The organism is Pseudomonas sp. PDM02, from assembly GCF_014852285.1.
Classification (GTDB): Bacteria; Pseudomonadota; Gammaproteobacteria; order Pseudomonadales; family Pseudomonadaceae; genus Aquipseudomonas; species Aquipseudomonas migulae.
Map to the genome: position 1 here is coordinate 657,681 of NZ_JACVBL010000001.1, position 25,625 is coordinate 683,305.

23 protein-coding genes are annotated in these 25,625 nt (G+C 60.7%); 12 read left to right on the forward strand and 11 right to left on the reverse strand.

Annotated elements, in window-relative coordinates; all coding sequences use genetic code 11:
* Positions 1 to 542 precede the first annotated feature (542 nt).
* The 12 genes from IB245_RS02955 to IB245_RS03010 all read left to right on the forward strand — a co-directional run bounded on the left by IB245_RS02955 (position 543) and on the right by IB245_RS03010 (position 15,592).
* Complete coding sequence (locus IB245_RS02955) at positions 543 to 1,118, forward strand: DUF1353 domain-containing protein (protein ID WP_192226434.1); 576 nt, start codon at positions 543 to 545, stop codon at positions 1,116 to 1,118.
* A gap of 202 nt (positions 1,119 to 1,320) precedes the next feature.
* Complete coding sequence (locus IB245_RS02960) at positions 1,321 to 3,321, forward strand: peptidase U32 family protein (protein WP_032832365.1); 2,001 nt, start codon at positions 1,321 to 1,323, stop codon at positions 3,319 to 3,321.
* Between the two features lie 204 nt (positions 3,322 to 3,525).
* Complete coding sequence (locus IB245_RS02965) at positions 3,526 to 3,969, forward strand: CopD family copper resistance protein (protein ID WP_008032069.1); 444 nt, start codon at positions 3,526 to 3,528, stop codon at positions 3,967 to 3,969.
* A gap of 109 nt (positions 3,970 to 4,078) precedes the next feature.
* Positions 4,079 to 5,425 carry a coproporphyrinogen III oxidase gene (locus IB245_RS02970; protein ID WP_008037459.1) on the forward strand — a complete coding sequence of 449 codons (1,347 nt, stop codon included), beginning with the start codon at positions 4,079 to 4,081 and terminating at the stop codon, positions 5,423 to 5,425.
* 22 nt (positions 5,426 to 5,447) lie between these two features.
* Positions 5,448 to 6,836: an oxygen-independent coproporphyrinogen III oxidase gene (hemN, locus tag IB245_RS02975; protein WP_192226436.1), complete on the forward strand. Its 1,389-nt coding sequence runs from the start codon at positions 5,448 to 5,450 to the stop codon at positions 6,834 to 6,836.
* A gap of 109 nt (positions 6,837 to 6,945) precedes the next feature.
* Positions 6,946 to 9,126, forward strand: coding sequence for a transcriptional regulator NosR (nosR, locus tag IB245_RS02980; RefSeq protein WP_192226438.1), 2,181 nt, complete (start codon positions 6,946 to 6,948; stop codon positions 9,124 to 9,126).
* Positions 9,127 to 9,190: 64 nt separating this feature from the next.
* Entirely contained in the window at positions 9,191 to 11,110 is a 1,920-nt protein-coding gene (gene nosZ / locus IB245_RS02985; RefSeq protein ID WP_008037454.1) for a TAT-dependent nitrous-oxide reductase, read from the forward strand.
* 27 nt (positions 11,111 to 11,137) lie between these two features.
* Complete coding sequence (locus IB245_RS02990; protein ID WP_192226440.1) at positions 11,138 to 12,427, forward strand: nitrous oxide reductase family maturation protein NosD; 1,290 nt, start codon at positions 11,138 to 11,140, stop codon at positions 12,425 to 12,427.
* The gene (locus IB245_RS02995) at positions 12,424 to 13,347 is read left to right on the forward strand and encodes an ABC transporter ATP-binding protein (RefSeq protein ID WP_008037453.1); all 924 of its coding nucleotides are present in this window, start codon (positions 12,424 to 12,426) and stop codon (positions 13,345 to 13,347) included. Before IB245_RS02990 ends, IB245_RS02995 begins: the two co-directional genes overlap by 4 nt.
* Complete coding sequence (locus IB245_RS03000; RefSeq protein ID WP_008037452.1) at positions 13,344 to 14,174, forward strand: ABC transporter permease; 831 nt, start codon at positions 13,344 to 13,346, stop codon at positions 14,172 to 14,174. Before IB245_RS02995 ends, IB245_RS03000 begins: the two co-directional genes overlap by 4 nt.
* Positions 14,175 to 14,206: 32 nt before the next feature.
* The gene (locus IB245_RS03005) at positions 14,207 to 14,731 is read left to right on the forward strand and encodes a nitrous oxide reductase accessory protein NosL (protein WP_192226589.1); all 525 of its coding nucleotides are present in this window, start codon (positions 14,207 to 14,209) and stop codon (positions 14,729 to 14,731) included.
* Between the two features lie 117 nt (positions 14,732 to 14,848).
* On the forward strand, positions 14,849 to 15,592 hold the full coding sequence (locus IB245_RS03010) for an SDR family NAD(P)-dependent oxidoreductase (protein ID WP_192226442.1): 744 nt from the start codon (positions 14,849 to 14,851) through the stop codon (positions 15,590 to 15,592).
* A gap of 896 nt (positions 15,593 to 16,488) precedes the next feature.
* Here IB245_RS03010 and IB245_RS03015 read toward each other — a convergent pair.
* From IB245_RS03015 to nirS, 11 genes are read right to left on the reverse strand one after another with little or no spacing between them, the layout of a single operon-like run.
* Positions 16,489 to 17,979, reverse strand: a complete 1,491-nt coding sequence (locus IB245_RS03015; RefSeq protein WP_192226443.1) for a cytochrome D1 domain-containing protein — start codon at positions 17,977 to 17,979, stop codon at positions 16,489 to 16,491.
* Positions 17,976 to 18,815, reverse strand: coding sequence for a uroporphyrinogen-III C-methyltransferase (gene cobA, locus IB245_RS03020; RefSeq protein ID WP_192226444.1), 840 nt, complete (start codon positions 18,813 to 18,815; stop codon positions 17,976 to 17,978). The genes IB245_RS03015 and cobA overlap by 4 nt, the downstream gene beginning before the upstream one ends.
* A 52-nt stretch (positions 18,816 to 18,867) precedes the next feature.
* Positions 18,868 to 20,046, reverse strand: a complete 1,179-nt coding sequence (gene nirJ, locus IB245_RS03025; RefSeq protein ID WP_192226446.1) for a heme d1 biosynthesis radical SAM protein NirJ — start codon at positions 20,044 to 20,046, stop codon at positions 18,868 to 18,870.
* Between the two features lie 26 nt (positions 20,047 to 20,072).
* Entirely contained in the window at positions 20,073 to 20,576 is a 504-nt protein-coding gene (locus IB245_RS03030; protein WP_008043669.1) for an Lrp/AsnC family transcriptional regulator, read from the reverse strand.
* Positions 20,551 to 20,994: an Lrp/AsnC family transcriptional regulator gene (locus tag IB245_RS03035; RefSeq protein ID WP_192226448.1), complete on the reverse strand. Its 444-nt coding sequence runs from the start codon at positions 20,992 to 20,994 to the stop codon at positions 20,551 to 20,553. The genes IB245_RS03030 and IB245_RS03035 overlap by 26 nt, the downstream gene beginning before the upstream one ends.
* Positions 20,987 to 21,502 carry an Lrp/AsnC family transcriptional regulator gene (locus IB245_RS03040; RefSeq protein ID WP_008034419.1) on the reverse strand — a complete coding sequence of 172 codons (516 nt, stop codon included), beginning with the start codon at positions 21,500 to 21,502 and terminating at the stop codon, positions 20,987 to 20,989. The genes IB245_RS03035 and IB245_RS03040 overlap by 8 nt, the downstream gene beginning before the upstream one ends.
* Entirely contained in the window at positions 21,499 to 21,957 is a 459-nt protein-coding gene (locus IB245_RS03045; protein WP_192226450.1) for an Lrp/AsnC family transcriptional regulator, read from the reverse strand. Before IB245_RS03045 ends, IB245_RS03040 begins: the two co-directional genes overlap by 4 nt.
* 1 nt (position 21,958) lies before the next feature.
* The gene (locus IB245_RS03050; RefSeq protein WP_192226452.1) at positions 21,959 to 23,137 is read right to left on the reverse strand and encodes a cytochrome D1 domain-containing protein; all 1,179 of its coding nucleotides are present in this window, start codon (positions 23,135 to 23,137) and stop codon (positions 21,959 to 21,961) included.
* Positions 23,134 to 23,460, reverse strand: a complete 327-nt coding sequence (locus IB245_RS03055) for a c-type cytochrome (protein ID WP_192226454.1) — start codon at positions 23,458 to 23,460, stop codon at positions 23,134 to 23,136. Before IB245_RS03055 ends, IB245_RS03050 begins: the two co-directional genes overlap by 4 nt.
* 16 nt (positions 23,461 to 23,476) lie before the next feature.
* Complete coding sequence (locus IB245_RS03060) at positions 23,477 to 23,791, reverse strand: c-type cytochrome (protein ID WP_008043673.1); 315 nt, start codon at positions 23,789 to 23,791, stop codon at positions 23,477 to 23,479.
* 24 nt (positions 23,792 to 23,815) lie between these two features.
* Positions 23,816 to 25,384, reverse strand: a complete 1,569-nt coding sequence (gene nirS / locus IB245_RS03065; RefSeq protein WP_223413864.1) for a nitrite reductase — start codon at positions 25,382 to 25,384, stop codon at positions 23,816 to 23,818.
* Between the last annotated feature and the right edge of the window lie 241 nt (positions 25,385 to 25,625).

The window sequence follows — 25,625 nt, forward strand, 5'->3', positions numbered from 1 at the left end:
TGGATTCTCCCTACTTTTACGCCCCACAACACAGTAGCGCCTAAGTATTCGTCTCCGCAGCGCCAAAGCAGAAGGGGCGGGAATTGGACAGAGTGATGGCCATTGGCTAACGTCAGGTAGCCTCCCTCCGAATCACAAAACGGCGGATTACCAAGGCATGCAAATCAATCTACCGCCCGAGCCGGGAAGCGAATCAAGGGAGATAGAGGCATGGAGAGTGCTGGGGCGGACTTTGATTTGATCGAGGTTTCAGGAGGTCCTCGGTTCCGACCTGGAGAATCCCTTGCTCGCAAGTGAAGCTTTTTCTCAGCTCCCGAAAGCAACTCACGACACGATCAAAATCACGTTTTAGAGTTGGTTGATATTGGTAGGTTGTTGTTAGTCCCGTCGTTAGTGCCAGATAATTTGATGTTGATGGAAAAGCTGGAGAAAAGTCGGGGGCAGCAGGTGGCCCAGAAGAATACTGAAGAGGCGAGGTAACGTGGAAGTGCGATGTTTGCCATCTTTAATGGCAGATTTTTGTCTTTCAAGGAGGATTTTATATGCGCGTTCTAATTCTTTTGTTTCTTGTTCTCACGTTGCAGGCCTGCGCTCCGATATCGTATCGCGAAACCGATGAGGGAAGGTTTGAAGGCGCTTTGGATGTGCGCTGGATCAAGAATGACTATTTTCTGTTTGTTCCAAGCAAGGATGATCCGTTTCGATTTACACGTTCTAATGGTGAAGTAATTCGCCCTGGCCCCATGTATACCGATGGGGGGTCAATTCCTCGATTTTTATGGGGCGTCAATGGTTATTCCCCTTGGGGGTACGCCCCCGCTTATATCATTCACGATTGGCTTTTCGTGGCTCATGAGTGTGGTTACCCCGGGTACAAGGATTACTCGTTCAAAAATACGCATATCGTCCTGGCAGAGGGTTTGAAGGCGGTGATGGAGGTAAGTCCTGAGATTCGAAATTACTTTGTTTTTGAATCGGTGGTTGCAGCCGTCAGTTCGCCCATAGCGAAACGGCTCTGGGAGAAGGGTATATGCAACGAACCCGTAGCTTTCAACCTGCTGGGCATTCCTGAACAAACGCCTCCTGGGGAGTTGCTGATGACAATAAAATTCAAATAGTGGCTGACGCGCAGTTCCACTCAGCTGCCCGAGGTCAACGCCGGAGTCGTGACGGGTGATGCTGTCGTTTTTGCGGCCCAGAAGCGCCTTTCGGCTTGTTACAGGCAGGTGATATCAACCCTGACCAAGAAGCCCACGGATGCCGGTCAAACATTTGCCCGCTACAATGCGTGCCTCGACCGTGACAAACCAGATAAAAAATATGTCCTTGCCCAAACATCACCTGGAACTGCTCAGCCCTGCCCGTGACGTGAGCATCGCTCGCGAGGCGATCCTGCATGGTGCCGACGCCATTTATATCGGTGGCCCGAGCTTCGGCGCCCGCCACAATGCCTGTAACGAAGTGAGTGAGATCGCCGGACTGGTGGAGTTCGCCCGGCGCTACCACGCCCGGGTGTTCACGACGATCAACACGATCCTGCATGACAATGAGCTGGAGCCAGCGCGCAAGCTGATCCATCAGCTCTACGATGCCGGCGTCGATGCGTTGATCGTCCAGGACCTTGGCGTGATGGAGCTGGATATTCCGCCCATTGAGCTGCACGCCAGCACCCAGACTGACATCCGCACCCTGGCACGGGCGAAGTTTCTTGACCAGGCAGGCTTCTCCCAACTGGTACTGGCCCGCGAGCTGAATCTGCAAGAGATTCGCGCCATCGCCGACGAGACCGATGCGGCCATCGAATTCTTCATCCATGGCGCGTTGTGTGTGGCGTTCTCCGGCCAGTGCAACATCTCTCACGCACAGAACGGTCGCAGCGCCAACCGTGGCGACTGTTCACAGGCCTGTCGTTTGCCGTACACCCTCAAGGACGACCAGGGCCGCGTCGTCGCCTACGAAAAACACCTGCTGTCGATGAAGGACAACAACCAGAGCGCCAACATTCGCGCGTTGGTGGAAGCCGGCGTTCGCTCATTCAAGATCGAAGGGCGTTACAAGGACATGGGCTATGTGAAGAACATCACGGCCTATTACCGCCAGCGCCTGGACGACGTTCTTGAAGATCGTCCGGACCTGGCCCGTGCGTCCAGTGGCCGCACTGCGCATTTCTTTGTGCCTGACCCGGACAAGACCTTCCACCGTGGCAGCACCGACTACTTTGTCACCGACCGCAAGGTCGACATCGGAGCCTTCGATTCACCGACTTTCACTGGCCTGCCAGTGGGCGTGGTGGAGAAGGTGGGCAAGCGTGACTTGCAGGTGGTGACCTCTGAGCCGCTGTCCAACGGCGACGGTCTCAACGTGCAGATCAAGCGCGAAGTAGTGGGTTTTCGCGCCAACATCGCCGAGCCCAAGGGTGAGTTCCTCGAAGAGGGCGAGAAGCGCTATCGCTACCGTGTCGAACCCAACGAGATGCCGGACGGGATGTACAAGCTGCGGCCCAACCATCCACTGAGCCGCAACCTGGACCATAACTGGCAGCAAGCCTTGCAGAAGACTTCCGCTGAACGTCGTATCGGTCTGGCCTGGGTCGCACAGCTGGACGAGCAGCGCCTGCAACTCACCGCCACCAGCGAGGAGGGCGTCAGTGCCAGCGTGTCCCTGGACGGTCCGTTCGGTCTGGCCAACAAGCCGGAGCAGGCCCTGGACCAACTGCGTGATCTGCTCGGTCAACTGGGCACCACCGACTACCACGCCACCGGCATCAAGCTGGAAGCAACCCAGGCGTTCTTCATCCCCAACTCGCAGCTCAAGGCCCTGCGTCGGGAAGTGATCGAAGCGCTGACCGCGGCCCGTCTGCTGGCCCACCCACGGGGTGGTCGCAAGGCCGAGACAAACCCGCCGCCGGTGTACCCGGAGTCGCACCTGTCGTTCCTGGCCAACGTCTACAACCAAAAGGCTCGCGACTTCTATCACCGTCACGGCGTCAAGCTGATCGATGCAGCCTTCGAGGCCCACGAGGAAACCGGAGAAGTGCCGGTGATGATCACCAAGCATTGCCTGCGCTTCTCCTTCAACCTTTGCCCCAAACAGGCCAAAGGGGTCACCGGCGTTCGCACCAAGGTCGCGCCGATGCAACTGGTGCACGGTGACGAGGTGCTGACGTTGAAGTTCGACTGCAAACCTTGCGAAATGCACGTGATCGGCAAGATCAAGGGCCACATCCTTGACCTGCCGCTACCGGGCAGCGTCGCGGAGCCGGTCGTCGGTTACATCAGCCCTGAAGATCTGCTCAAGACGATTCCTCGCGCGCCCCACTGAAAGGTGGGCTAGCCCGCATCAGGGACAGGGACGTTTCTTGATCGGTGTCAAACGGGTGGGGCGGGCAGCTCTGTATTCTGTGAAGCAACACTCGCGCGCCCTTGCGGATGAACGCGCGAGTTCCCATTGGGCCGAAGTTCACCGGCACTGGCGACACAATGGGATTGATGTTCCTCTCGCTGAGTCATCAGAGCCATCCCTCTCATGGTCTATCCCGTTTTTTTGACATTGCACCTGTTCGCCGCGCTGATCTTCATCGGCACGGTGTTCTTCGAAGTCCTGTTTCTGGAAAGCATCCGCAAGCAATTGCCCGACAGGGTAATGATGCTGGTCGAGCAGGGGATCGGTCGTCGAGCCCGGACGCTGATGCCGTGGGTGTTGCTGGTGTTGTTCGGCGCGGGGATCGGCATGGTCTGGCAGCGTTACTTGCCCGCTCTTGCCACGCCGCTGGCGTCTTCGTTCGGCACGTTGCTGATGGTGAAAATCGTCGTTGCCGTGAGTGTGCTCCTGCATTTTCTGGTTGCCATGATTCTGTTCAAAAGCGGGCGCATGAACGCTCGATACCTGCAGTTCATCCACGGCAGTCTGTTCTGCCATATGGTCGCCATCGTCTTGCTGGCCAAGGGCATGTTTTACCTGACGTGGTGACCGATGGTCGGCCTCTGCAAGCACTTGGCTGGCGGCTTGATACAAATCAAGGAGCGATGACTGCCGATCCCGGACACTGAAGATCTGCAGCCAGTCTGGGAGACCCGTCATGCTCGATTTCTTTCACAACCCTGGCGAGCTTGTCGCTCGGTGCGATCAGGGTGTGCTCGACCCCAACTGCCATGCCGATACGCAAAAGTTTCACAACGGCATCGGCTCTCTGGATTTGCTTCGTGCCTTGCGCGTCAGCCGCCAGAAACGCCGGCCGCTCTCCCTGAACTTGCGCCTGCCTTCCAGCCTCAAGCCATCCTTTTGCACCCTTGCTGATGCCTGCGGCGAGCAGGGCGCCATCGAGCAGTACCTGCGGCGTCTGGAACACGAGATCGACCTGGTCGGTTGCCACACCCATCCCGAGCAACGGGTCGAGCAATTTCACCTGGGCGGTGGAACGCCCACCATCGCCCATATTCAGCGACTGATGGGGCATTTGCGTCGCCGGTTCAACTTTCTGGCGCATGAGTCTGGCGACTACAGCGTTGAAGTGGATTTGCATCACACCGATTGGTCGACCATGGGCGTGCTGCGTGATCAGGGATTCAATCACGTCAGCATTGGTGTTCCGGACATCGACACCGAGTGCGAGATGTCCGTGGCTTGTTACCAGAATCCGGCACCGATCCATTCACTCATCGATGCCGCGCGCACGTTTGGTTATCGCTCCATCAATGTCGATCTGGGGTTTGGCCATGCCTGGCAAACGCCGGACAGTTTTGCGCTGAAGCTGACGACGATTATCGAGCTGGAGCCTGACCGCCTGATGGTGTTCGACTATGCACGGCCGCCACGCCGCTATCGGCCTGTGCTCGGTGACAAGGCCAGGGCGTTGTGCAGCCAGGACGACAAAGGCGCGATGCGTCAGATCTGCTTCGAGCAATTGCTTGCAGCGGGGTATCACTACATCGGCATGGGGCAGTTTGTCCGGCCCGATGATGACCTGGCGATCGCTCAGGAGCGGGGCCGCTTGAGCCGCACCTGCGACGGTTTCACCCGTCACGGCTATTGCGACCACATCGGGTTCGGTGTGGGCGCCATCAGCCGGATCGACGATTTGTACACGCAAAATACCGACGCCATTGAGCGCTATCAACGTCAGCTGGACAACGACCAGCTGCCGACAGCACGTGGCTGGCGTTTCGAGGCGGGGGAGCAGATCAGGCAAATGGTCATGGAGCGACTGGCGTGTGATCAGGAGCTGGATATCCGTGCCATCGAGCGGCGCTATGGGCTGGTGTTCCCCATGTATTTCTCATCCGTCTGGCCGTTGCTGGAGCAATTGAGTCGTGACGGTTTGATTGAATTGTCAGAGCGTTTCATCAGCATCCTTCCCGCCGGCCGGCAGGAAGTGGATGCTATCTGCAGCCTGTTTGAAAAGGAGGTGGACAGTGCAAAACATTAACCCACCTGCGAGTTGATTGATCATGAAGCCTTCATTCGATTTCAATCGTGCCCTGGTCGAAAAATATGACCGGCCCGGGCCGCGCTACACCTCTTACCCGACGGCGCCGCAGTTTCATCAGGCGTTTGCCGTTGACGACTATCAGCGTGCCGCCCACGACAGCAACCAGGCCGCTGTGCCGAAACCGTTGTCGGTGTACATCCACATTCCGTTTTGCAAAAGCCTTTGTTACTACTGCGCCTGCAACAAAATCATTACCCAAAAGACCCATCGGGCCGTCGAATACCTGACGTACCTCAAGCGTGAAATCGCCATGCAGGCCGCGCTGTTCGACAGCACGCGCAAGCTTACGCAACTGCATCTGGGCGGGGGCACACCGACGTATTTGACCCAGGAACAACTGGCCGACCTGATGGACTGCCTGCACCAGGCATTCGACATGGATGACAGCGACGACCATGAGTTTTCCATCGAGGTCGACCCGCGCACCATCAGCAGCGAACAGATCCATTCGCTGCGCCAATTGGGCTTCAATCGCCTGAGCTTTGGCGTGCAGGACTTCGATCCCGACGTCCAGGCGGCGGTCAATCGCCAGCAAAGTGAAGCGCAGATTTATGCGCTGGTCGCGGCGGCGCGCGAGGCGCAATTCAAGTCGATCAGCGTCGATCTGATTTACGGCCTGCCCCTGCAAACGGTGCAGAGTTTCGACGTCACACTCGCCAAGATCATTGCCCTGCGCCCGGACCGGATTGCTGCCTACAGTTATGCGCATCTGCCGGAGATGGTGCGCGCGCAACGGCTGATTCGCCCGGAGGACATGCCACCGCCGGAGCGCAAGCTGGAGTTGCTAGAACTGACCATTCGTCGTTTGACCGAGGCCGGTTATGTCTACATCGGCATGGACCATTTCGCCTTGCCGGATGACGAACTGGCACTGGCCCGCGCCCATGGCACGCTGCAACGCAATTTCCAGGGGTACTCGACCCATGCCGACTGCGACTTGATCGGCCTCGGGGTGTCTTCGATCGGCAAGGTCGGCGACAGCTACAGCCAGAGCGTCAAGGAGCTTTCGCAGTACTACGCGCGCATCGATCAAGGTCTGCTGCCGGTGCATCGGGGTTATCGCCTGAGCGCTGACGACCTGTTGCGCCGCGAAGTGATCAGCGACCTGATGTGCCATGGCCGGATCGATTTCGCCAAGTTCGAAGCACGTCACGCGATCTGCTTCACCGAGTATTTCGCCGAATCATTGGCCCAACTCGGCGAGCACGTTCGCGACGGGCTCTTGCAGATTCACCGTGACGAGCTGGTGCTGTTGCCGCAAGGGCATTTGATGATGCGCAGCGCCGCGATGGCGTTTGATGCCTACTTGGGCGATCAGCAAAAAGGCCAGTTTTCGCGCACTGTTTGAGACATTCGGGCGCTCTGGCACGGGGATTGTCGGCAAGTTGATTTCAATCAAGGGACGGGGGCGCAATGCTCCCTAACATGACCGCAGACCCTTTGAAATCAGCCTGCTCATGACAATCTCTTCGCCTTCGATACCTGGCAGCCTGCGCATCTGGAGCGTTGGTCTGGTGGTGACGGTCTTGCTGATACTCGCGATGTTCGCGGTGGTTGAGGCCAAGTCATACGGCGACATCGAGCAGCAGCGCATCGAGAAGGTCTTTCCGCAGACCGATTCGGTTTCCGCAGCGGAAGGCCCGTTCAAGGTGCGGACGATATCAGCGGCCGGCAAGGTCATCGGTTATGTCTTCCAGAGCCTGGACGTGGTGGACATTCCGGCCTACTCGGGCAAGCCGATCAATACCCAGGTGATCCTCGACACCGCCGGTGTGATTCAGGATGCCTACGTCCTGGAACACCATGAGCCGATTCTGCTGATCGGTATCCCCGAAGAAAAACTCCACGGTTTCAGCGCCCGCTACACAGGGATCAAGGTCAGCCAGCGAGTGGTTGTCGGCCACTCCAGTGACCCGAGTGCGGTCACCGTGGATGCCATCGCCGGCGCAACCGTCACCGCCATGGTGGTCAATGAGGTCATCATGCGGGCCGCCCATGAAGTGGCCGTATCGCTCAAGCTGATCGAGGACAAGGGGGCAGTGGCGAGCAAGCCCGCCACCGTGCGCCAGGACTTTTTCGAGCCCGCCACCTGGGAGCAACTGAGCGGAAACGGCGCCATCCGCCGCTTGAACCTGACCCGTGGACAGGTCGATGCCGCCTTCAAGGGCACCGAGGCCGAAGGCGTCGACACGGCCGCGCTTGACCAGGTCGATGACACCTTTATCGAGCTGTACACCGCCGACCTGAACCCGCCGACCATCGGCCGCGCGCTGCTGGGTGACATTCAATACCGTGTCCTCATGCAAGACCTCAAGCCCGGCGAGCAAGCCATTGCTGTATTGGGACGCGGCATGTATTCGTATAAAGGCTCGGGTTACGTGCGCGGCGGGATTTTCGACCGGGTGCAATTGCGCCAGTTCGGCAATGTCATCAGCTTTCGCGACATGGACCATCAGCGCCTCTCTGACGTGTTCGCCAAGGGCATGCCCGAGTTCGATGAGATGTCGGTGTTCATTGTGCGCAAGCAGGCGGGTTTCGATCCGGGATCGCCCTGGTCCCTGGAGTTGCTGGTACGGCGTCAGACCGGTCCGGTCAGCGGCATGTTCAGCAGCTTCGAACTGTCTTATCAATTGCCCGAGCAATACCTTGAGCGCCCCGCACCGAGTGCCGAAGAACTGGCCGCCATCGAGGAAGCCAACCGGCCGATGTGGTTGACGATCTGGTATCAGAAACACTTCCAGGTCGGCGTACTCGCCACCGCGTTGTTGCTGCTGACCGCGATCCTGTTCCTGCAGGACAAGTTCACCCGCCGCCCGCATTTCCTGCACTGGCTGCGTCGCGGTTACCTGATCTTCACCGTGGTGTTCCTCGGCTGGTATGCGCTGGGGCAGCTGTCGGTGGTCAATGTCCTGACCTTTGTCCATGCGTTGTTCGAGCACTTTCGCTGGGAGCTGTTTCTCACCGACCCGCTGATTTTCATGCTGTGGGTGTTCACCGCCGCGAGCATTCTGTTGTGGGGGCGTGGGGTGTTCTGCGGGTGGTTGTGCCCGTTCGGTGCCTTGCAAGAACTGATCAACGAAGCCGCGCGCAAGCTGAAAATCCCCCAGTACGAATTGCCCTTCGCGGTGCATGAGCGGTTGTGGGCGATCAAGTACATCATTTTGCTGCTGCTGTTCGGTATCTCCCTCGAATCCATGTCCACCGCCGAACTGTTCGCCGAAGTGGAACCGTTCAAGACCGCCATCACCCTCAGGTTCGACCGCCAATGGTGGTTTGTCCTTTACGCGGTGGCGCTGCTGGTCATCAACATCTTCACGCGCAAAGTCTATTGCCGCTACATCTGCCCGTTGGGTGCCGCGTTGGCGATCCCGACCAAGCTGCGCCTGTTCGACTGGCTCAAGCGCCGCAAGGAATGCGGCAACCCCTGCCAGTTGTGCGCCAAAGAATGCGAGATCCAGGCGATTCACCCCGATGGCCGGATCAATGCCAACGAGTGCCACTACTGCCTCGATTGCCAGATGACTTATCACAACGAACACAAATGCCCGCCGCTGATCAACAAGCGCAAGAAGCGCGGCAAACCGGCACCTGTGGCGGCGCAACTGATACCTGTCGTGGAAGTGGCCGCCCCTGAATGATGTGCCCCCTTGCGGGAGCGAGTTCTACCCGCACACCGTTTTATCCCTTCAAGGAGTACGCAGCATGACTGACACAGAATCCACAAAACCGGTGCAGGAAGAAGAGCACACCGGACTCAGCCGTCGCGGTTTTCTCGGTAGCAGCGCCGTCACCGGGGCGGTGCTGGCAGGGGCCACGACATTGGGCGGGGCGGTGTTCAGCCGCGAGTCATGGGCGGCTGCGGTCAAGGATGCGCAGGCGAAAACCCATGTCGGCCCCGGCGAGCTGGACGAATACTACGGCTTCTGGAGCGGCGGTCATCAGGGCGAAGTGCGGGTGCTGGGCGTGCCGTCGATGCGCGAGCTGATGCGTATTCCGGTGTTCAACGTCGACTCGGCCACCGGTTGGGGCCTGACCAACGAAAGCAAGCGCATCATGGGCGACAGCGCGAAGTTCCAGAATGGCGATTGCCATCACCCGCACATCTCCATGACGGACGGCAAGTACGACGGCAAGTACCTGTTCATCAACGACAAGGCCAACTCCCGTATCGCGCGCATCCGCCTGGACATCATGAAGTGCGACAAGATGCTCACGGTGCCGAACGTGCAAGCCATTCACGGCCTGCGCCTGCAAAAAGTGCCGTACACCAAGTACGTGTTCGCCAACGCCGAGTTCGTCATTCCGCACCCCAATGACGGCCACACCTTCGACCTGCAAGACAAGAACAGCTTCACCATGTTCAACGCCGTCGATGCCGAAAAAATGGAAATGGCGTTTCAGGTGATCGTCGACGGCAATCTGGACAACGCCGACATGGACTACACCGGCAAGTACGCCGCGTCCACCTGCTACAACTCGGAGAAGGCCTACGACCTCGGCGGCATGATGCGCAACGAGCGCGACTGGGTCGTGGTGTTCAACATTCCGCGCATCGAAGCCGCGATCAAGGCCGGCAAGTTCATCACCCTGGAAAACTCGAAAGTGCCGGTGGTCGACGGTCGTAAAACCGATGGCAAGGACTCCGAATTCACCCGTTACATCCCGGTGCCGAAGAACCCCCACGGCCTCAACACCTCATCCGATGGCAAGTACTTCATTGCCAACGGCAAGCTGTCGCCAACCGTATCGATGATCGCCATCGACCGCCTGGACGACCTGTTCGCCGATAAATTCAAGGACCCGCGCGAAGTCATCGCCGCCGAGCCGGAACTGGGCCTGGGCCCGTTGCACACCACCTTCGACGGTCGCGGCAACGCCTACACCACGCTGTTCATCGACAGCCAGGTGGTGAAGTGGAACATGGCGGACGCGGTACGTGCCTACAAGGGCGAGAAGGTCAATTACATCAAGCAAAAACTCGACGTGCATTACCAGCCCGGCCACAACCACGCGTCGCTGACCGAAACCAGTGAGGCGGACGGCAAGTGGCTGGTGGTGTTGTGCAAATTCTCCAAGGACCGCTTCCTGCCGACCGGGCCGCTGCACCCGGAAAACGACCAGTTGATCGATATTTCCGGCGAAGAAATGAAGCTGGTGCACGACGGCCCGGCGTTTGCCGAACCGCACGATTGCATCCTCGCGCGGCGGGATCAGATCAAGACGCAAAAAATCTGGAACCGTAACGACCCGTTCTTCGCCGCCACCGTGGAGCTGGCCAAGAAGGATGGCATCAACCTGGAGACCGACAACAAGGTGATCCGCGACGGCAATCATGTGCGGGTCTACATGACCTCCATGGCGCCGGCGTATGGCTTGACCGAGTTCACCGTCAAGCAGGGCAACGAAGTGACCGTGACCATCACCAACATCGACCAGATCGAGGACGTGTCCCACGGTTTCGTCATGACCAACCACGGCGCGAGCATGGAGATCAGCCCGCAGCAAACCTCGTCCATCACCTTCACCGCCGACAAGGCCGGCCTGCATTGGTATTACTGCAGCTGGTTCTGCCATGCGCTGCACATGGAAATGGTCGGCCGCATGAAGGTCGAGCGGGCCTGACGGTTGAGCATCGACAGGAGCGGACCGATGACCGACATCAAGGGAAACCCGATCAAGGTGATCGCGCTTGCGCTCCTGCTGATGCCCTGCAGCGTGCTGGCGGTGCAACCCATTACCACGCTGCCGTTGCGCCTTGACGCCGAGCAACGCTGGCACGTGCCGGCGGGCGAATACCGTGGCTCGTTCAGCGTCGATCAACCGATGCAGATTGTGTGCGAGCCCGGCGCGGTTTTTCAGGCGCAAGGGCAGGGCAACGGGGTGATTGTCAGCGCACCGGACGTCGGGATCGAGGGCTGCACTTTTCTGGACTGGGGGCATGACCTCACGGCCATGAATGCGGCGGTGTTCCTCCAGCCCAAGGCCCGTGGCGCGGTGATCAAAGGCAATCGACTGCAAGGTCAGGGATTCGGGATCTGGGTCGATGGGACTCAGGATGCGAGCCTGATCGACAACCGCATCCAGGGCGATCCGGCGATGCGTTCACAGGATCGCGGTAACGGCATTCACCTGTATGCAGTACATGGCGCCAGGGTCATCGGCAACCAGGTGCGCGACACCCGCGATGGCATCTACATCGACACCTCCAACGGCAACCTGCTGCAAGGCAATACCCTGGAAGACCTGCGTTACGGCGTGCATTACATGTTCGCCAACGACAACCAGTTGATCGGCAACACCACCCGCCGCACCCGCACCGGCTACGCCCTGATGCAAAGCCGCAAGCTCACGGTGATCGGCAACCGCTCCGAACAGGATCAGAACTACGGCATCCTGATGAACTACATCACCTATTCAACTTTGCGCGACAACTTCGTCACCGACGTGCGCGACGGTTCGACCGGCGACAGCATGATCAGCGGCGCCGAGGGCAAGGCGCTGTTCATCTACAACTCGCTGTTCAACCGCATCGAACACAACCACTTCGAGCACAGCGCCGTGGGCATTCACCTCACCGCCGGCTCCGAAGACAACCGCATCGCCGACAACGCGTTTGTCGGCAACCAGCGCCAGGTCAAATACGTCGCCACCCGCTTGCAGGAATGGTCGGCGGATGGCCGGGGCAATTACTGGAGCGACTATCTGGGCTGGGACCGCAACAACGATGGCCTGGGCGATATCGCCTACGAACCCAACGACAACGTCGACCGCCTGCTGTGGCTGTACCCGCAGGTGCGGCTGTTGATGAACAGCCCAGGGATTGAACTGCTGCGCTGGGTGCAAAGGGCGTTTCCGGTGATGAAATCGCCGGGCGTACTCGACAGCCATCCGTTGATGAAATCCACCACGCACACCCTGACCAAGGAGCCCGTCACATGAATGTCGTCGATCTGGAAGGCGTCAGCCAGCGTTATGGGCACACCACGGTGTTGCATCAGTTGAGCCTGAGCCTGGCCGAAGGCGAAGTGCTGGGTTTGTTCGGGCACAACGGCGCGGGCAAGACCACCAGCATGAAACTGGTGCTCGGTTTGCTGCAGGCCAGCGAAGGGCAGGTCAGGGTGTTTGGCCGCTTGCCCAGTGATCCGAATGTCCGGCGCCTGCTCGGCTATTTGCCGGAGAACGTGACGTTTTATCCGCAAATGAGCGGCCTGGAAACCTTGCGTCATTTCGCGCGACTCAAAGGGGCCGCGTTCGCTCAGGTGGACGGGCTGCTGGAGGAAGTTGGCCTGGCAGGGGCGGCGCATCGACGGGTCAAGACCTACTCCAAAGGCATGCGCCAGCGCCTCGGGCTGGCGCAAGCCTTGCTCGGCGAACCGCGCCTGTTGCTGCTCGACGAGCCGACGGTCGGCCTCGATCCCATCGCCACTCAAGACCTGTATCGGTTGCTCGACCGTCTACGCAGCCAGGGCACCAGCGTCATTCTCTGCTCTCACGTTTTGCCGGGGGTCGAGGCGCATATCAATCGTGCGGCGATCCTGACCCAGGGGCGTCTGCTGGCCCTCGGCAGTCTGCGCAGCCTGCGCGAGGAAGCCGGGTTGCCGACGCTGATTCGCGCCAACGGGCTCAAGCATGCCGGCCCCTTGCAGGCCTCGTGGAACATCGCCGGGCATGTCACTCAACGTTGGGGCGTGGAGGGCCTCGAAGTGGCCGCGCTCAATGGCAGCAAACTGGGCCTGTTGCGCCAGTTGCTCAATGAGGACGAGCCGGCTGACGTGGAAATCACTCCACCGTCCCTGGAAGACCTCTACCGCTATTACATGGGACGGGCCGCTGCGACCCACAGTGGAGAGATTCTATGAACCCGATCTGGAACATGGCCCGCAAGGAATTCAATGACGGTTTGCGCAACCGCTGGTTGTTGGCGATCAGCCTGTTGTTCGCGGTGCTGGCCACCGGCATTGCCTGGCTGGGCGCGGCGGCGTCCGGTCAGTTGGGCTTTACCTCGGTGCCCGCGACCATCGCCAGCCTGGCCAGCCTGGCGACGTTCCTGATGCCGCTGATTGCCTTGATGCTGGCGTATGACGCCATTGTCGGCGAGGACGAAAGCGGCACCTTGCTGCTGTTGTTGACCTATCCGCTGGGGCGCGGGCACATCCTGCTCGGCAAGTTCATTGGCCACGGGTTGATCCTGGCGCTGGCGACGCTGATCGGTTTCGGCTGCGCGATGCTCGCGATTGCCGTGCTGGTGGACGACGTCGAGCTGAACCTGCTGCTCTGGGCCTTCGGACGATTCATTGTGTCGTCGACGCTACTGGGCTGGGGCTTCCTGGGGCTGGCTTATGTGCTGAGCAGCGTGGCAGCCGAGAAATCCACGGCCGCCGGTTTGGCGCTGGGCGTGTGGTTCTTTTTCGTGCTGGTGTTCGACCTGGCGCTGCTCGCCCTGCTGGTGCTCAGCGAAGGGCACTTCAACCCGAAGGTGCTGCCCTGGTTACTGCTGTTCAATCCCGCCGACCTTTATCGCTTGATCAATCTTTCCGGCTTTGACGCCGTCGCCAGTACCGCTGGCGTGCTGACCCTGGGCAGCGATTTGCCTGTGCCGGGCTCGATGCTCTGGCTCTGCCTGCTGTTGTGGGTGGCGGCGCCGTTGGGTACGGCCTGGCTGCTGTTCCGTCGACGGGCGACTTGAATTCTTACTTTGGTTTTTTGGAGCACCTGATGATGAGAACGCTTGATTGGAAGACGCTGCGCAACCTGGCGGGCCTGATGGTCTGTGTGCTGCTGACGGCGTGTGACAAACCCGTGCAAGCCAGCTACAGCGATGCCCCCAGCGCCTTTCATCCCAGTGATGAGTGCCATGTCTGCGGCATGATCATCGACGGCTTTCCCGGCCCCAAGGGTGAAGTGGTCGAGCACAGCGGCATCAAGAAATTCTGCTCCACGGCGGAAATGATCGGCTGGTGGTTGCAACCGGAAAACCATCATGGCGATGCCAGGCTGTATGTCCACGACATGGAGCACAGCCCTTGGAATTCGCCGGATGACACCCGGCTGATCGATGCCAAAGATGCGTATTACGTGGTAGGCACCCGGCTCAAGGGGGCGATGGGTGTGGTGTTGGCGTCGTTCTCCAGCCAGCAGGCGGCTGAAAAACTGGCCACGGAGCAGGGCGGTCGCGTGCTGCGGTTCAGCGAGATCGATCAGTCGGTGCTGCAGCAACCGGCCATGTCGCACTCGACTCATTGAACTGTCGATCCATTGAGAAAATCTGATCGCCGTCAAGTCGGTATTTTTGCATCTGTTCAAAGATAGGGGCCCGCCAGGTCCCCAGTGCTTGGCATCGACGATGCCCAGGAGAACATGATGCAAACCGAGTTTCAGGATCGTTTGGCCGTGATCACCGGCGCCAGTTCCGGGATTGGCCTGGCCTTGTGCGCGGCGCTTTTGCCGCGTGGGGTCAGGGTGTTGGCGATGTCGCGCACCGTCGGTGACTTGCCGGCCTTGCAGCAGATCTATGGTGAACGGCTGCAATGGTGTGCCGGGGACGTTACCTGCGAGGACGATCTGCAAGGGTTGGCCCGGCGGGCGGCGACGTTGGGGCGGGTGGATTATCTGGTGCCCAACGCCGGCATTGCCGAAATGGCCGACAGCCTGGACATGCCGGCCTTTCAGCGGCAATGGGCGGTCAATGGTGCGGGTGCGTTGAACACCCTGGCGGCGATGCGTGGTGAGTTGGCGAACCCGGCGTCGGTGGTGTTTGTCGGCAGCTTCCTGACGGGTTCGAGTTTTCCCGGTCTGGCGGCTTGCATTGCCAGTAAGGCCGCACTCGCGGCACAGGCGCGCACTTTGGCGGTGGAGTTTGCCCGTTACGATGTGCGCATCAACCTGGTCTCGCCGGGGCCGACCGCGACCTCGATGTGGGACAACCTGGGCTTGAGTGATGGTGAGCTTGACGATGTTGCTGACACGCTTGGCAAGCGTCTTTTGCCGGGGCATTTTCTTGATGCGTCTGCGGTGGCCAACGTGATTATTTTTCAGCTGTCCCAGGGGGCGCGGGGGGTTTATGGGCAGGACTGGAAGGTTGATAACGGTTATACGTTGGGCTGACGGGGGGGATCGGGGTACATATCCATTTCTGCGGTAACGGCGGCTTATGGTTTCGCTCTTACAGCGACTCACTTTTCCAAACGCCGAAAAGTAAGCAAAAGGCTTTGCCCCTGACGTACGGTGCCTCGCTAAGGCTCGGCATACCCTCGCTCCGGTCCTGCTCCGTGGGCCCGCCGCCATCGGCCATCCATGGCCGGGGGCGGCTAACCCGGCATCCATGCCGGGTTGCCCACTGCGCAGAACCTCCACTCGGCCTTCCGACGGGGCAGATCAAAATCAAAAGCCAAAGCAAAGCAACAGCAGCAGACGCGGTAATTGGCCATGACACCAATCAACTGTAGGAGCCGGCTTGCTGGCGATAGCGTCCGTCCAGCCAATAAATGCGTCGACTGACCCACCGCTATCGCCAGCAAGCCGGCTCCTACAGTTGATCGTATTTATCCAAACACCTATGCATTTCCCTTGTAGGAGCCAGCTTGCTGGCGATGGACGTCAACGATAACGCGGGCTGTCTGAATGAACGCGTTGCCCGGTCGTTTTTCGCGGGCAAGCCTCGCTCCTACAGGGAACCGCGTACGTTTTTGATTTTCACCACTCATCAGGCCGAGCGTTAGCTCGCCTTCCGCTTTTGATCTGAGCGCCCCCTCGAGAGGCCGAGCGCAGGTTCTGCGTAGTGGGCAACCCGGCATGGATGCCGGGTTAGCCGCCCCCGGCCATGGATGGCCGATGGCGGCGGGCCCACGGAGCAGGACCGGAGCGAGGGCATGGCGAGCCTTAGCGAGCCACCGAACGAAAGGGGCAAGAGCCCTTGGTTACTTGGGGCTCTTCCAAGTGACTCGCCGTAAGGGCGAAACCGCCAGCCGCCATCACCAAAAAAACGGATATACACCCAACCCCTAATGCGAAGTCCCCTCCACAAACTCGATCTTGTTGCCAACGTTGTACTTGCCCGACGGCTTGTTCATCGGGATACGCTTGATCTCCTCAAGCGTGTCACTGTCATAAACAATCAGCGCCCCATCAGTGGCCCAAATACTCAGCAGCAAGTGCCGACCATCGCGAGTGAACTCGACGTGCGCCGCCGTCTTGCCAGGCATCGGACGCAAGGTACGAGCGATTTCCAGAGTCTGTTTGTCGATCAAATGAATCGCATCGTTGTCCGGCCCGAAGAACACATCCGTCCAGGCATACCGCGAGTTGACGTGACTGCGCATGAAAAACCCCGGCCCCAACGTCGGGATTTCCTTGATCAACTTCCAGGTCTTGAAATCGATGACAGAGATCAGCCCCTTGCTGATGTTCGGCGTGGCAAACACCCACTGACCGTTGCGTTTCCAATAGGTCCCGGACCCCAGGTGCGGCATGCCCGGCAACGGAATGTCGGTGACTACCTTGCCACTGTCGAGGTCGATCACCTGACCACCTTTGGCCTTGCGCGACGTGGCCAGCAACTGCTTGTAGTCCGGTGAAAAGGAAAAGTCGTCGAGCATGTCCTCAGCCTCGATCCGTCGCGGTTCGAAGTCCGGAGTCCCGGCGCTCGACAGTTCCCAGACTTCCTTCACGTCCTTGAGCGCGACGATGAAACTGTCCCGTGGCGGCGCGGTGTAGACCGCGCTGACCCGTGACGCCGTGCCGTCCTGGCCGATGGCTGGAATGGTTTTGACCAGCGACAGATCGCGGGCATCCAGCACGACAAGATTGCCCGGCAAATAGTTACCCACCAACACCCAGCGACCATCCTTGCTCACCGCCAGGTTCCGGGTGTTGAGCCCGGCGCGGACCTCGGCGATCAGTTTCAGGTTGTGCAGGTCGTACAGGCTGACCCAGCCATCGCGTGAGGCGACGTAGACGAAGCGCCCGTCCGGCGAGAACTTCGGCCCGCCATGCACGGCAAAGTGCGAGGTAAACCGCGCCAGCACCTCGAAACGATCGCCGTCGAGGATGTTGATGTGGTGATCGCCAGCTTCCACCACCACGAACAGGTTCAGCGGATCGGCGCCATGCTGGGGCGTGGTGGGCAGCTTGCTGATGTCGGCGAGCATCGAGTGACTGCCGCGAATATCGTCGTTGCTCCAGGTCGGCGGGGTGGCGGGCGGTTGCTGAAGGTAGCTCACCAGCGCGTCGATCTGCGCCGGGTTGAACACGTTGGCAAACCCGGCCATCTGGCTTGCGGGGCGGCCGTTCTGGATCACGCTGCGGATTTCATCGGGTTTGATCCGGCTCAGACTCTCTGGCAACAACGCCGGCCCGGTACCGCCGAAACGGTTGGCGCCATGGCAGCTTTGGCAATGCTGGCGGTAGTCGTTCGCGGCGTGTTCAAGTGCCGGATCAGCGGCGCCAGCGACAGCACTGACCCATAACAACGGCAGCAGCAGCCCGCGCTTCATAGCGCCACCTTGCCGTGCCGTTGCAACGCCTGGACAGGATAAAAGCGCGCCGGGTATTCCATCGGTTGTGCCGCGAACAGATCGACCACCTTGCCGATCACCGTCAGCGTCGGGATACCGGGCGGGCACTCCAGCGCCAACGTCGGCAGTTGGTGCAACAAACCACGGGCAACGTGCTGGTCGGGGCGCGTGCCGTTGCTGACCAGCGCTGCCGGTGTGTCGGCCGACAACCCGGCCTCGATCAGGTGCTTAGCGATAACCCCGAGGTTCGATAAGCCCATGTAAAACACCAGGGTCTGGCTGCTGTCGGCCAGATCGCGCCAAGGCAGTTTCAACTCGCCGTCGTGTTGCAAGTGGCCGGTGATGAATCGACAGGAATTGACCAGGTCCCGGTGCGTCAGCGGGATGCCGGCGTAAGCGCTGCACCCGGACGCGGCGGTGATGCCCGGCACCACCTGGCAGTCGATGTTGCGCTGCAGCAGATACTGCAACTCCTCGGCGCCGCGACCGAAAATGAACGGGTCGCCACCCTTGAGCCGGACCACGCGTTGCCCTTGCTCGGCGAGGTCGGCCAGCAGCTCGTTGATTTGTTCCTGGGGCAGGCTGTGGCAGCCGCTGGCCTTGCCGACGTAATGCCGGGCGCAAGTGAGGGGGATCAGCGTCAGCAGGTCGGGGCTGATCAGACGGTCGTAAACCACGGCGTCGGCCTGCATCAACAGGCTCCAGGCGCGCAGGGTCAGCAGGCGTGGATCGCCGGGACCCGCGCCGACCAGGGCGACTTCGCCCGGTCTGAACAGGGACGCAAGTGCGGCCGGTAAAATAATCGATGGGTACATGGGACGTCCTTGGTTCTTCATCAGGTTGGCCGGGGCTTGCCAGGCGGATGCTTCAGTGCATGACGCAAGGGATTGTCGTGATGGGCGGCACACCGATTTCTTCATCGCTGAGGTGGCAACCGGGGTCCTGCCCCCACAGATCGCCTTCGGCCCAGGCGCGGGTTCGGGTGTTGCCGTTGCAGATGTCCAGCCAGCGGCATTGGCCACAGCGGCCGCCGACGGCGCGCGGATGCGCCCGCAGCTGTTGCAACAAAGTGTCCGGCCGGTCCAGCCAGAGCGTGCGAAACGGCGTGTGCCGCACGTTGCCCACCGAGTGCTGCCACCAATAGGTGTCCGGGTGCACTTCGCCGGTGTTGTCGATGTTGGCGATGCCGCTGCCCGAGGCATTGCCGCCCCAGGCGCGCAGCATGTGTTCCAGGCGCGGGTAATGTTCGGGCAGATGCAGCCCCACCCATTGCAGCAACAGAACCGCGTCGGCATCGTTGTTGCCGCTGACGAAATCGCTGTCGCGACCCTGCGCGATGTCTTCCCAGGCGCGTTCGAAAATCTGCGTCATCGCCTCGCGGCTCATCTGTTGCCGGGCGTCGAGCTGGCGGCTGCGTTTGCCGCGACCGCTGTAGTTGAGGTGCGACAGGTAAAACTTTTGCACGTCGTACTCGCGCATCAGCGCCAGCAATTGGGGAAGCTGCGCATGGTTTTCCTGGGTCAGGGTGGTGCGCAGGCCGACCCGAATACCTTGTTCGCGACAGAGGCGGATCGCCCGCATGGAGCTGGCAAAACTGCCCTTGAGTTGGCGGAAGGCGTCATGGGTGGCTTCCAGTCCATCGATGCTGATCCCGACATAGTCGAAATTCGCCGCACGGATCTGCGTGATGTTGTGCTCATCGATCAGCGTGCCGTTGGTGGACAAGGCAACAAAGAAACCCTTGGCGCGGGCGTAGGCGCTGAGCACAAACAGATCGTCACGCAGCAGCGGCTCACCGCCGGACAGGATGAGCACTTTCACCCCGGCATCGCGCAGATCATCGATCACGCTCAGTGCGGCGGGCGTATCCAGTTCATCGCGAAAGACACTGTCGGCCGAGGTCGCGTAGCAGTGTTTGCAAGTCAGGTTGCAGCGCCGCAGCAGGTTCCAGATCACCACGGGCGGCCGGTTGCTGCCCGGTGGGCTGGTTCTGGGGGCGGGCGCCTGGCCGGCCAGCGCACGCAGGTATTGGCTGATCCTTAACATGCAACTCTCCTTGAGTCGGCGCGCCTTCAATGCGTTGCGGGTGGCAGGCGCAATCCGGTTTTTTTCAGGATGCGGCTGCTCACCAGCATCTCGTCGGCGGCACAGGCATCGCCCAGCAAGTAGCGCAGGTGTTCGCGGTAGCTGTCGATTTCCTCGCTGCTGCGACCGTGCACCATGGCAAACAGGTTGTAGCGCCAGTCCTCACGGCGCGGGCGTCGATAGCAATGGCTGACGAAGGGCTGCGCACCGATCAGCGCGCCGAGGCGCGGCATGTCGGCGTCGCGCACATCCCAGACCGTCATGCCGTTGTAGCGATAACCCAGGCGATAGTGGTTGGGGACGGCGGCGATGCGCCGGATGGCGCCCTCGGCCTGCAAGCGCTTGAGCAAGTCCAGGGTGGATTCGATGCTCAAGTCCAGCTGCTCGGCGAGCCAGGCCCAAGGGTCGTCCAGTAAGGGCAGGCCGGTCTGGGTCAGCTCGATCAGGCGATGGGCCAGGGTGTCTTCAGACCGGGAAATACAAACCGACATGGTAGGTCTCCTCTTTGGGCAGATTCAGCAGCGGCAAGCCGGTCAGGGATTCAATGCGCTGCAGGGTCTCGGCAATGCCTTGTTCGGTCGGGCAACCGAGCACAAACCACATGTTCCAGGCGTGTTCGCGTCGATAGTTGTGGGCCACTTCCGGCAGGGCGTGCAGTTGCTCGGCGACGTCTTCGAAGCGTTCTTCCGGCACCGCCAGCGCCGCGAGCGTGAAGGCACCGCCCAGCCGTTCAATGTCGAACATCGGGCCGAAGCGCGTGAGCACGCCGTCCTCCAGCAGTGCGTGGAGCCGATCGAGCAGTTCACTGCTGCTGCTTTGCAGTTCGGCGGCCAGTACTTTCCAGGGATGGCGCACCAGCGGCAGGCCCAGTTGCAAGCGGTTGATCAGTCGACGGTCGAGGTCATCCACGGTCGGAGGCTCCTGTTGATGAAGGCGCAAAGCGCCCGCCGCATTGTTTGAAGGCGTGGGTGCTGAACAGCAGTTGGTGGGGCAGGTCGCTCAGCAGGTGTTCTTCGAGCAGCGCCTGAATGTGCGCCGCAACTTGATCGCGTTGGCGACCGTGAACCATGCAGAACAGGTTGTATCGCCAGTCAGGCAGGCGTCGCGGCCGCTGATAGCAGAGGGTGATGCCGGGCGCTCGCCCCAGGCGCTGGCCGACTTCGTCGATCAACGCATCCGGAATGTCCAGCACCAGCATTGCGTTGGCGGTAAAGCCCAGTGCGCGATGGTTGAGCACCAGGCCAACCCGGCGGAACAACCCTTGTTCGTGCCACTGGTGCATTTGCGCGAGCACCTGGTTTTCCTCGGCGTTGATCCGTTCGGCGAGTGCCTGATAAGGACGCGAGACCAGCGGCAACCCGCCTTCCAGGTGCCGACGCAGGGCCAGTGCCTGTTTGGGATTCAATGGCGCTTTCATCGGCTTTCTCCCAGGGCAAAGCCGAGGTCGATGCGGTAAGCGGTCAACATCGGCAGGTCCAGTGGGGTGAGGCCGGTGTCGTACTCCAGTTCTTCGAGAATGCGCTCGATGTGTTGGCGATCGGGCCCGGTCAACACAAACCACAGGTTGTAGTGATGCTCGCGCGCATAGTTGTGATTGACCTCGGGGTATTGGCTGACGCGCTCGGCGACCTGATGCAGGCGTTCGGCGGGCACGGCGAGGGCGGCGAGGGTGCTGGCGCCGGCACGGCTGTGGTCGAACACCGGGCCGATCCGCGACAAGGCCCCGGCCAGTTCCAGGCGTTGCAGGCAGGCGATCACTTGCGACTCGCTGCAACCCAACACCTGGGCCATTTCACGATAAGGTTCCGGGCACAGCGGCATGCCATGCTGGAAGCGATCAATCAGTTGGCAGGCAAGCAGGTCGAGGTCCATTTCAATAGCCCATTTTTTGTGCGCGGCTGCTGAAGAAGATGCCGCTCGGTGCAGTGGCCGGCAGGGTGCTCAGCTGTTTCAGGCTGTACGGGTCCCAGACCTGAACCTGATTGCCGTCGCGTAACGACAGCCACAGCTGATCGCCGCGTGCGGTGAATTCCATGTGCAGCACCGCCGGGCCCGGTCGCAGGTCGGCGACCACGGCGTGGGTTTCGGTGTCGATCACCTGGACCCGATCGTTGTCCGGGTAGGCGAAATTGACCCACAGTTGCCGACCGTCCGGGCGCGAGGTGACGAACACCGGTTGGCCGGCCACGGGGATCACGGCGCTCTGCTGCCAGGTGCGCGAATCCATCACCAACACTTGATGGCGACCGACAGCGGGAACGAAGGCCTGATGGTCGGCGACGGCCCAGCCCTCAAGGTGCGGCATTTTGTAGACCGGCAGTTTTGCCTGGCCGCGTCCGTAATCACCGAGCACCCGCTTTACCCCGCGCTCGGGATGCCAGAGGTCGAGTTGCGCCATGCCGTCTTCGCCGAACAGGCCGGCCATGTAGTAGCGCCCGTCCGGGGTGATCAGCGCGTCGTAGGGTTGCTCGCCGATGTCGGTGAAGCGGCTGATCTGCGGGGTGGTGCCCTGGCTGAAATCCAGGGTCCAGATCTCGCCGGTGTCGAACAGGCTGAACACAAAACGCTGGCCGGGCGCGTCGACCAGGCCGACCACGCGGGAACGCTTGCTGCCATCGGCCAGCGGGGTGGCGGGAATGTCGGCCACCAGCTGCAAGGTTTCGGCATCAAAGACCTTGACCCCGCCGGGCACGTAGTTGGACACGGCGATCAATTTGCCGTCCTGACTGATGGCGCCGCCGATGCTGTTGCCGCCCTGGATCACTCGGTGATCGATGCGTCGGGTCAGCAGGTCGATCTTGCTCAGACCACCGTCGCGGCCGAACACATAGGCAAAGCGCTGGTCGCGGGAGAACACCACCGAGGCGTGGGACAGGTCGCCCAACCCTTCGAGTCGGGCCAGCGAAGTGCGATTGTCGCTTTCGATGATTTGCAGGCTGCCGGTGGCGCGTTCCACCACCACGCCCAAGTCGCCGGTGCCACGCAAGGGTGGCTGAGCGCAGGCGGACAATAACAGCCCGGTCGCCGCTGACAGCAGGATTGAACGGATCATGGTGCGGGATATCCCTGGAGAAGAAGATCGATCAGCCAACGGATGTCGGCGGTGCTGAGCAGCGGGGCCCAACCGGGCATCGCGGTGCCGGGCCGGCCATGGGTGACGGTGGCGATCAGGCTGTCCCTGGACTTGCCCGCCAGCGCTGCGCGGGTCAGTTCGGGGCCGAGGCCGCCGGTCATGTGCAGCCCATGGCAGGCGCCGCAGTCCTGGGCCAGCAGGTGTTCGAGTTGCGCCTGACGCTGGGCGTCGGGCGCGGCAACCGTGGTTGCGCAAATGAGGAGGAGGGCCGCCAGAACCAGAGCCTTTCGAAAAATCATCATGGCGCCCTCCAGGCGGTTATTTGAGCGTCAGGACCCAGGTCGCGAGAATCTTCGCTTCCTCATCCGTGACCGGGTTTGCCGGCATCGGCATCGGTCCCCAATTGCCCTGTGTGCCGTTTTTGATATGACTGGCCAGGGTGTCCGCGGCCCCGGCTACGCCCGCATTCTTGGCCGCTACATCCTTGAGTGCCGGGCCGACCAGTTTGGTGTCGATGGAGTGGCAGGCTGCGCAGGGTTTGCTCTTGAACAGCTCCAGCGCGTCCTGGGCCATGGCCGGTTGCACGCTCAGCGCAGCGGTCAGGGCGAACAGTGAAAGCAGAGTATTTTTCATGGTGTTTCCTTGCATTGATGGAGCTCAATAGATGTCGTGTTGGGTGTTGTAGACGTTGAACTTTCCGGTGGGTGTGATCAGTCGTTTGTCCTTGATGACTGACTTGAGCTTCAGGGTTTTATCGTCGATCACCACCAGCGCCGATTCGTCGGCCTGACCGCTCCACACGGAGAACCAGACTTCATCGCCGGCCTTGTTGTATTCCGGTTGCACGACGCGCATCGCCCCTTGCTTGATGCCCGCGTATTCGGCGATGGGCAGCACGGTGTAGCCGGCGTCGAGCTTGTCGATGTTGAACACCGCCACCGACTGACTGAGTTTTGCGTCCGGGTTGAGGGTGGTGTCGACGTACAGGTGACGGGAGTTGGGGTGGGTCTTGATGAACAGCGATCCACCGCCCTGGCCCTTGATCGAGGCGACCTGTTTCCAGGCGTATTGCGCGTGTTTGACCGGGTCGGTGCCGATCAGCGAGATGCCTTCATCGCCCAGGTGGCTGGTGGCCCAGACCGGCCCGTAGGTTGGGTGGTCGAAGTTGGCGCCGCGCCCAGGGTGCGGGGTTTTGCCGACGTCCACGAGTGCGGTCAACTTGCGCTCCTTGGAGTCGATCACGGCGACTTTGTTGGAGTTGTTGGCGGCGGTCATGAAGTAGCGGTGCGTGCTGTCCCAACCGCCGTCATGCAGGAACGGCGCGGCGTCGATGGAGGTGACGGTGAGGTTCTTGATGTCCTGGTAATTGACCAGCATGACCTTGCCGGTTTCCTTGACGTTGACGATGAACTCCGGCCATTCGTGGGACGCGATGATTGCCGCGACCCTCGGCTCAGGGTGATATTCCTGCTTGTCGACGGTCATGCCGCGTGTCGAGACGATCTGCTTCGGCTCCAGGGTTTCGCCGTCCATGATGGTGAACTGCGGCGGCCAATAGGAACCGGCGATGGTGTACTTGTCCTCGTAGCCCTTGAACTTGGAGGTCTCGACCGAGCGCGCTTCGATGCCCACTTTGACTTCGGCGACCTTGGTCGGCTCCACCGGCCACAGGTCGATCATGTCGATCCGGGCGTCGCGGCCAATCACCAGCAAGTAGCGGCCCGAGGCGGAGATCCGCGAGATGTGCACCGCATAACCGGTCTCGATCAGCTTGACGATTTTCTTGCTGTCGCCGTCGATCAGGGCAATCTTGCCGTCATCGCGCAATGTCACCGAAAACAGGTTGGGCAGGTCGAGTTTGCTCAATTGTTTTTTCGGACGATCCTCGGGTTTGACCAGCACCTTCCAGGTTTTCAGCGTCTCGGCCATGCCCCATTCCGGTGGTGTCGGCGGCGTGTGCTGAACGAACTTGGCCATGGCCGTGATTTGCTCCTTGGTCAGGGCATTGGACGTCCCCCAGTTCGGCATGCCTGCCGGTGAACCGTAGGTAATCAAGGCCTCCAGGAACGGTTGCCCGCGCGACTGGGTGATGTCCGGGGTCAGCGGCTTGCCGGTCGCCCCTTTGCGCAGCACGCCGTGACAGCCGGCGCAGCGCTGGAAGTAGATTTCCTTGGATGAATCGAACTCGGCCCGGCTCATGTCGGGAGCGCCAGCGGTTTTGACCATGGGCGGTGTGGCGGCGGGCTCGTTGGCTCTGGCTGCGTGAGACACCGCAAAGGCCAGTGTCGAACACAGGGTGGCGACGGTCAGAGCAAACGTTTTTCTATTGCTGATCAGCATTCCATTTCTCCTCAGGCAAGACCTTTGCGATGCGCTGGAACGACAGCGCAGGACGCAGGTTCTTAGTGCGCTGCAAGGCTATGCCCGAGCAGGCCAATGCCCGCTTGACGGCGATCAAGTTTGTCGG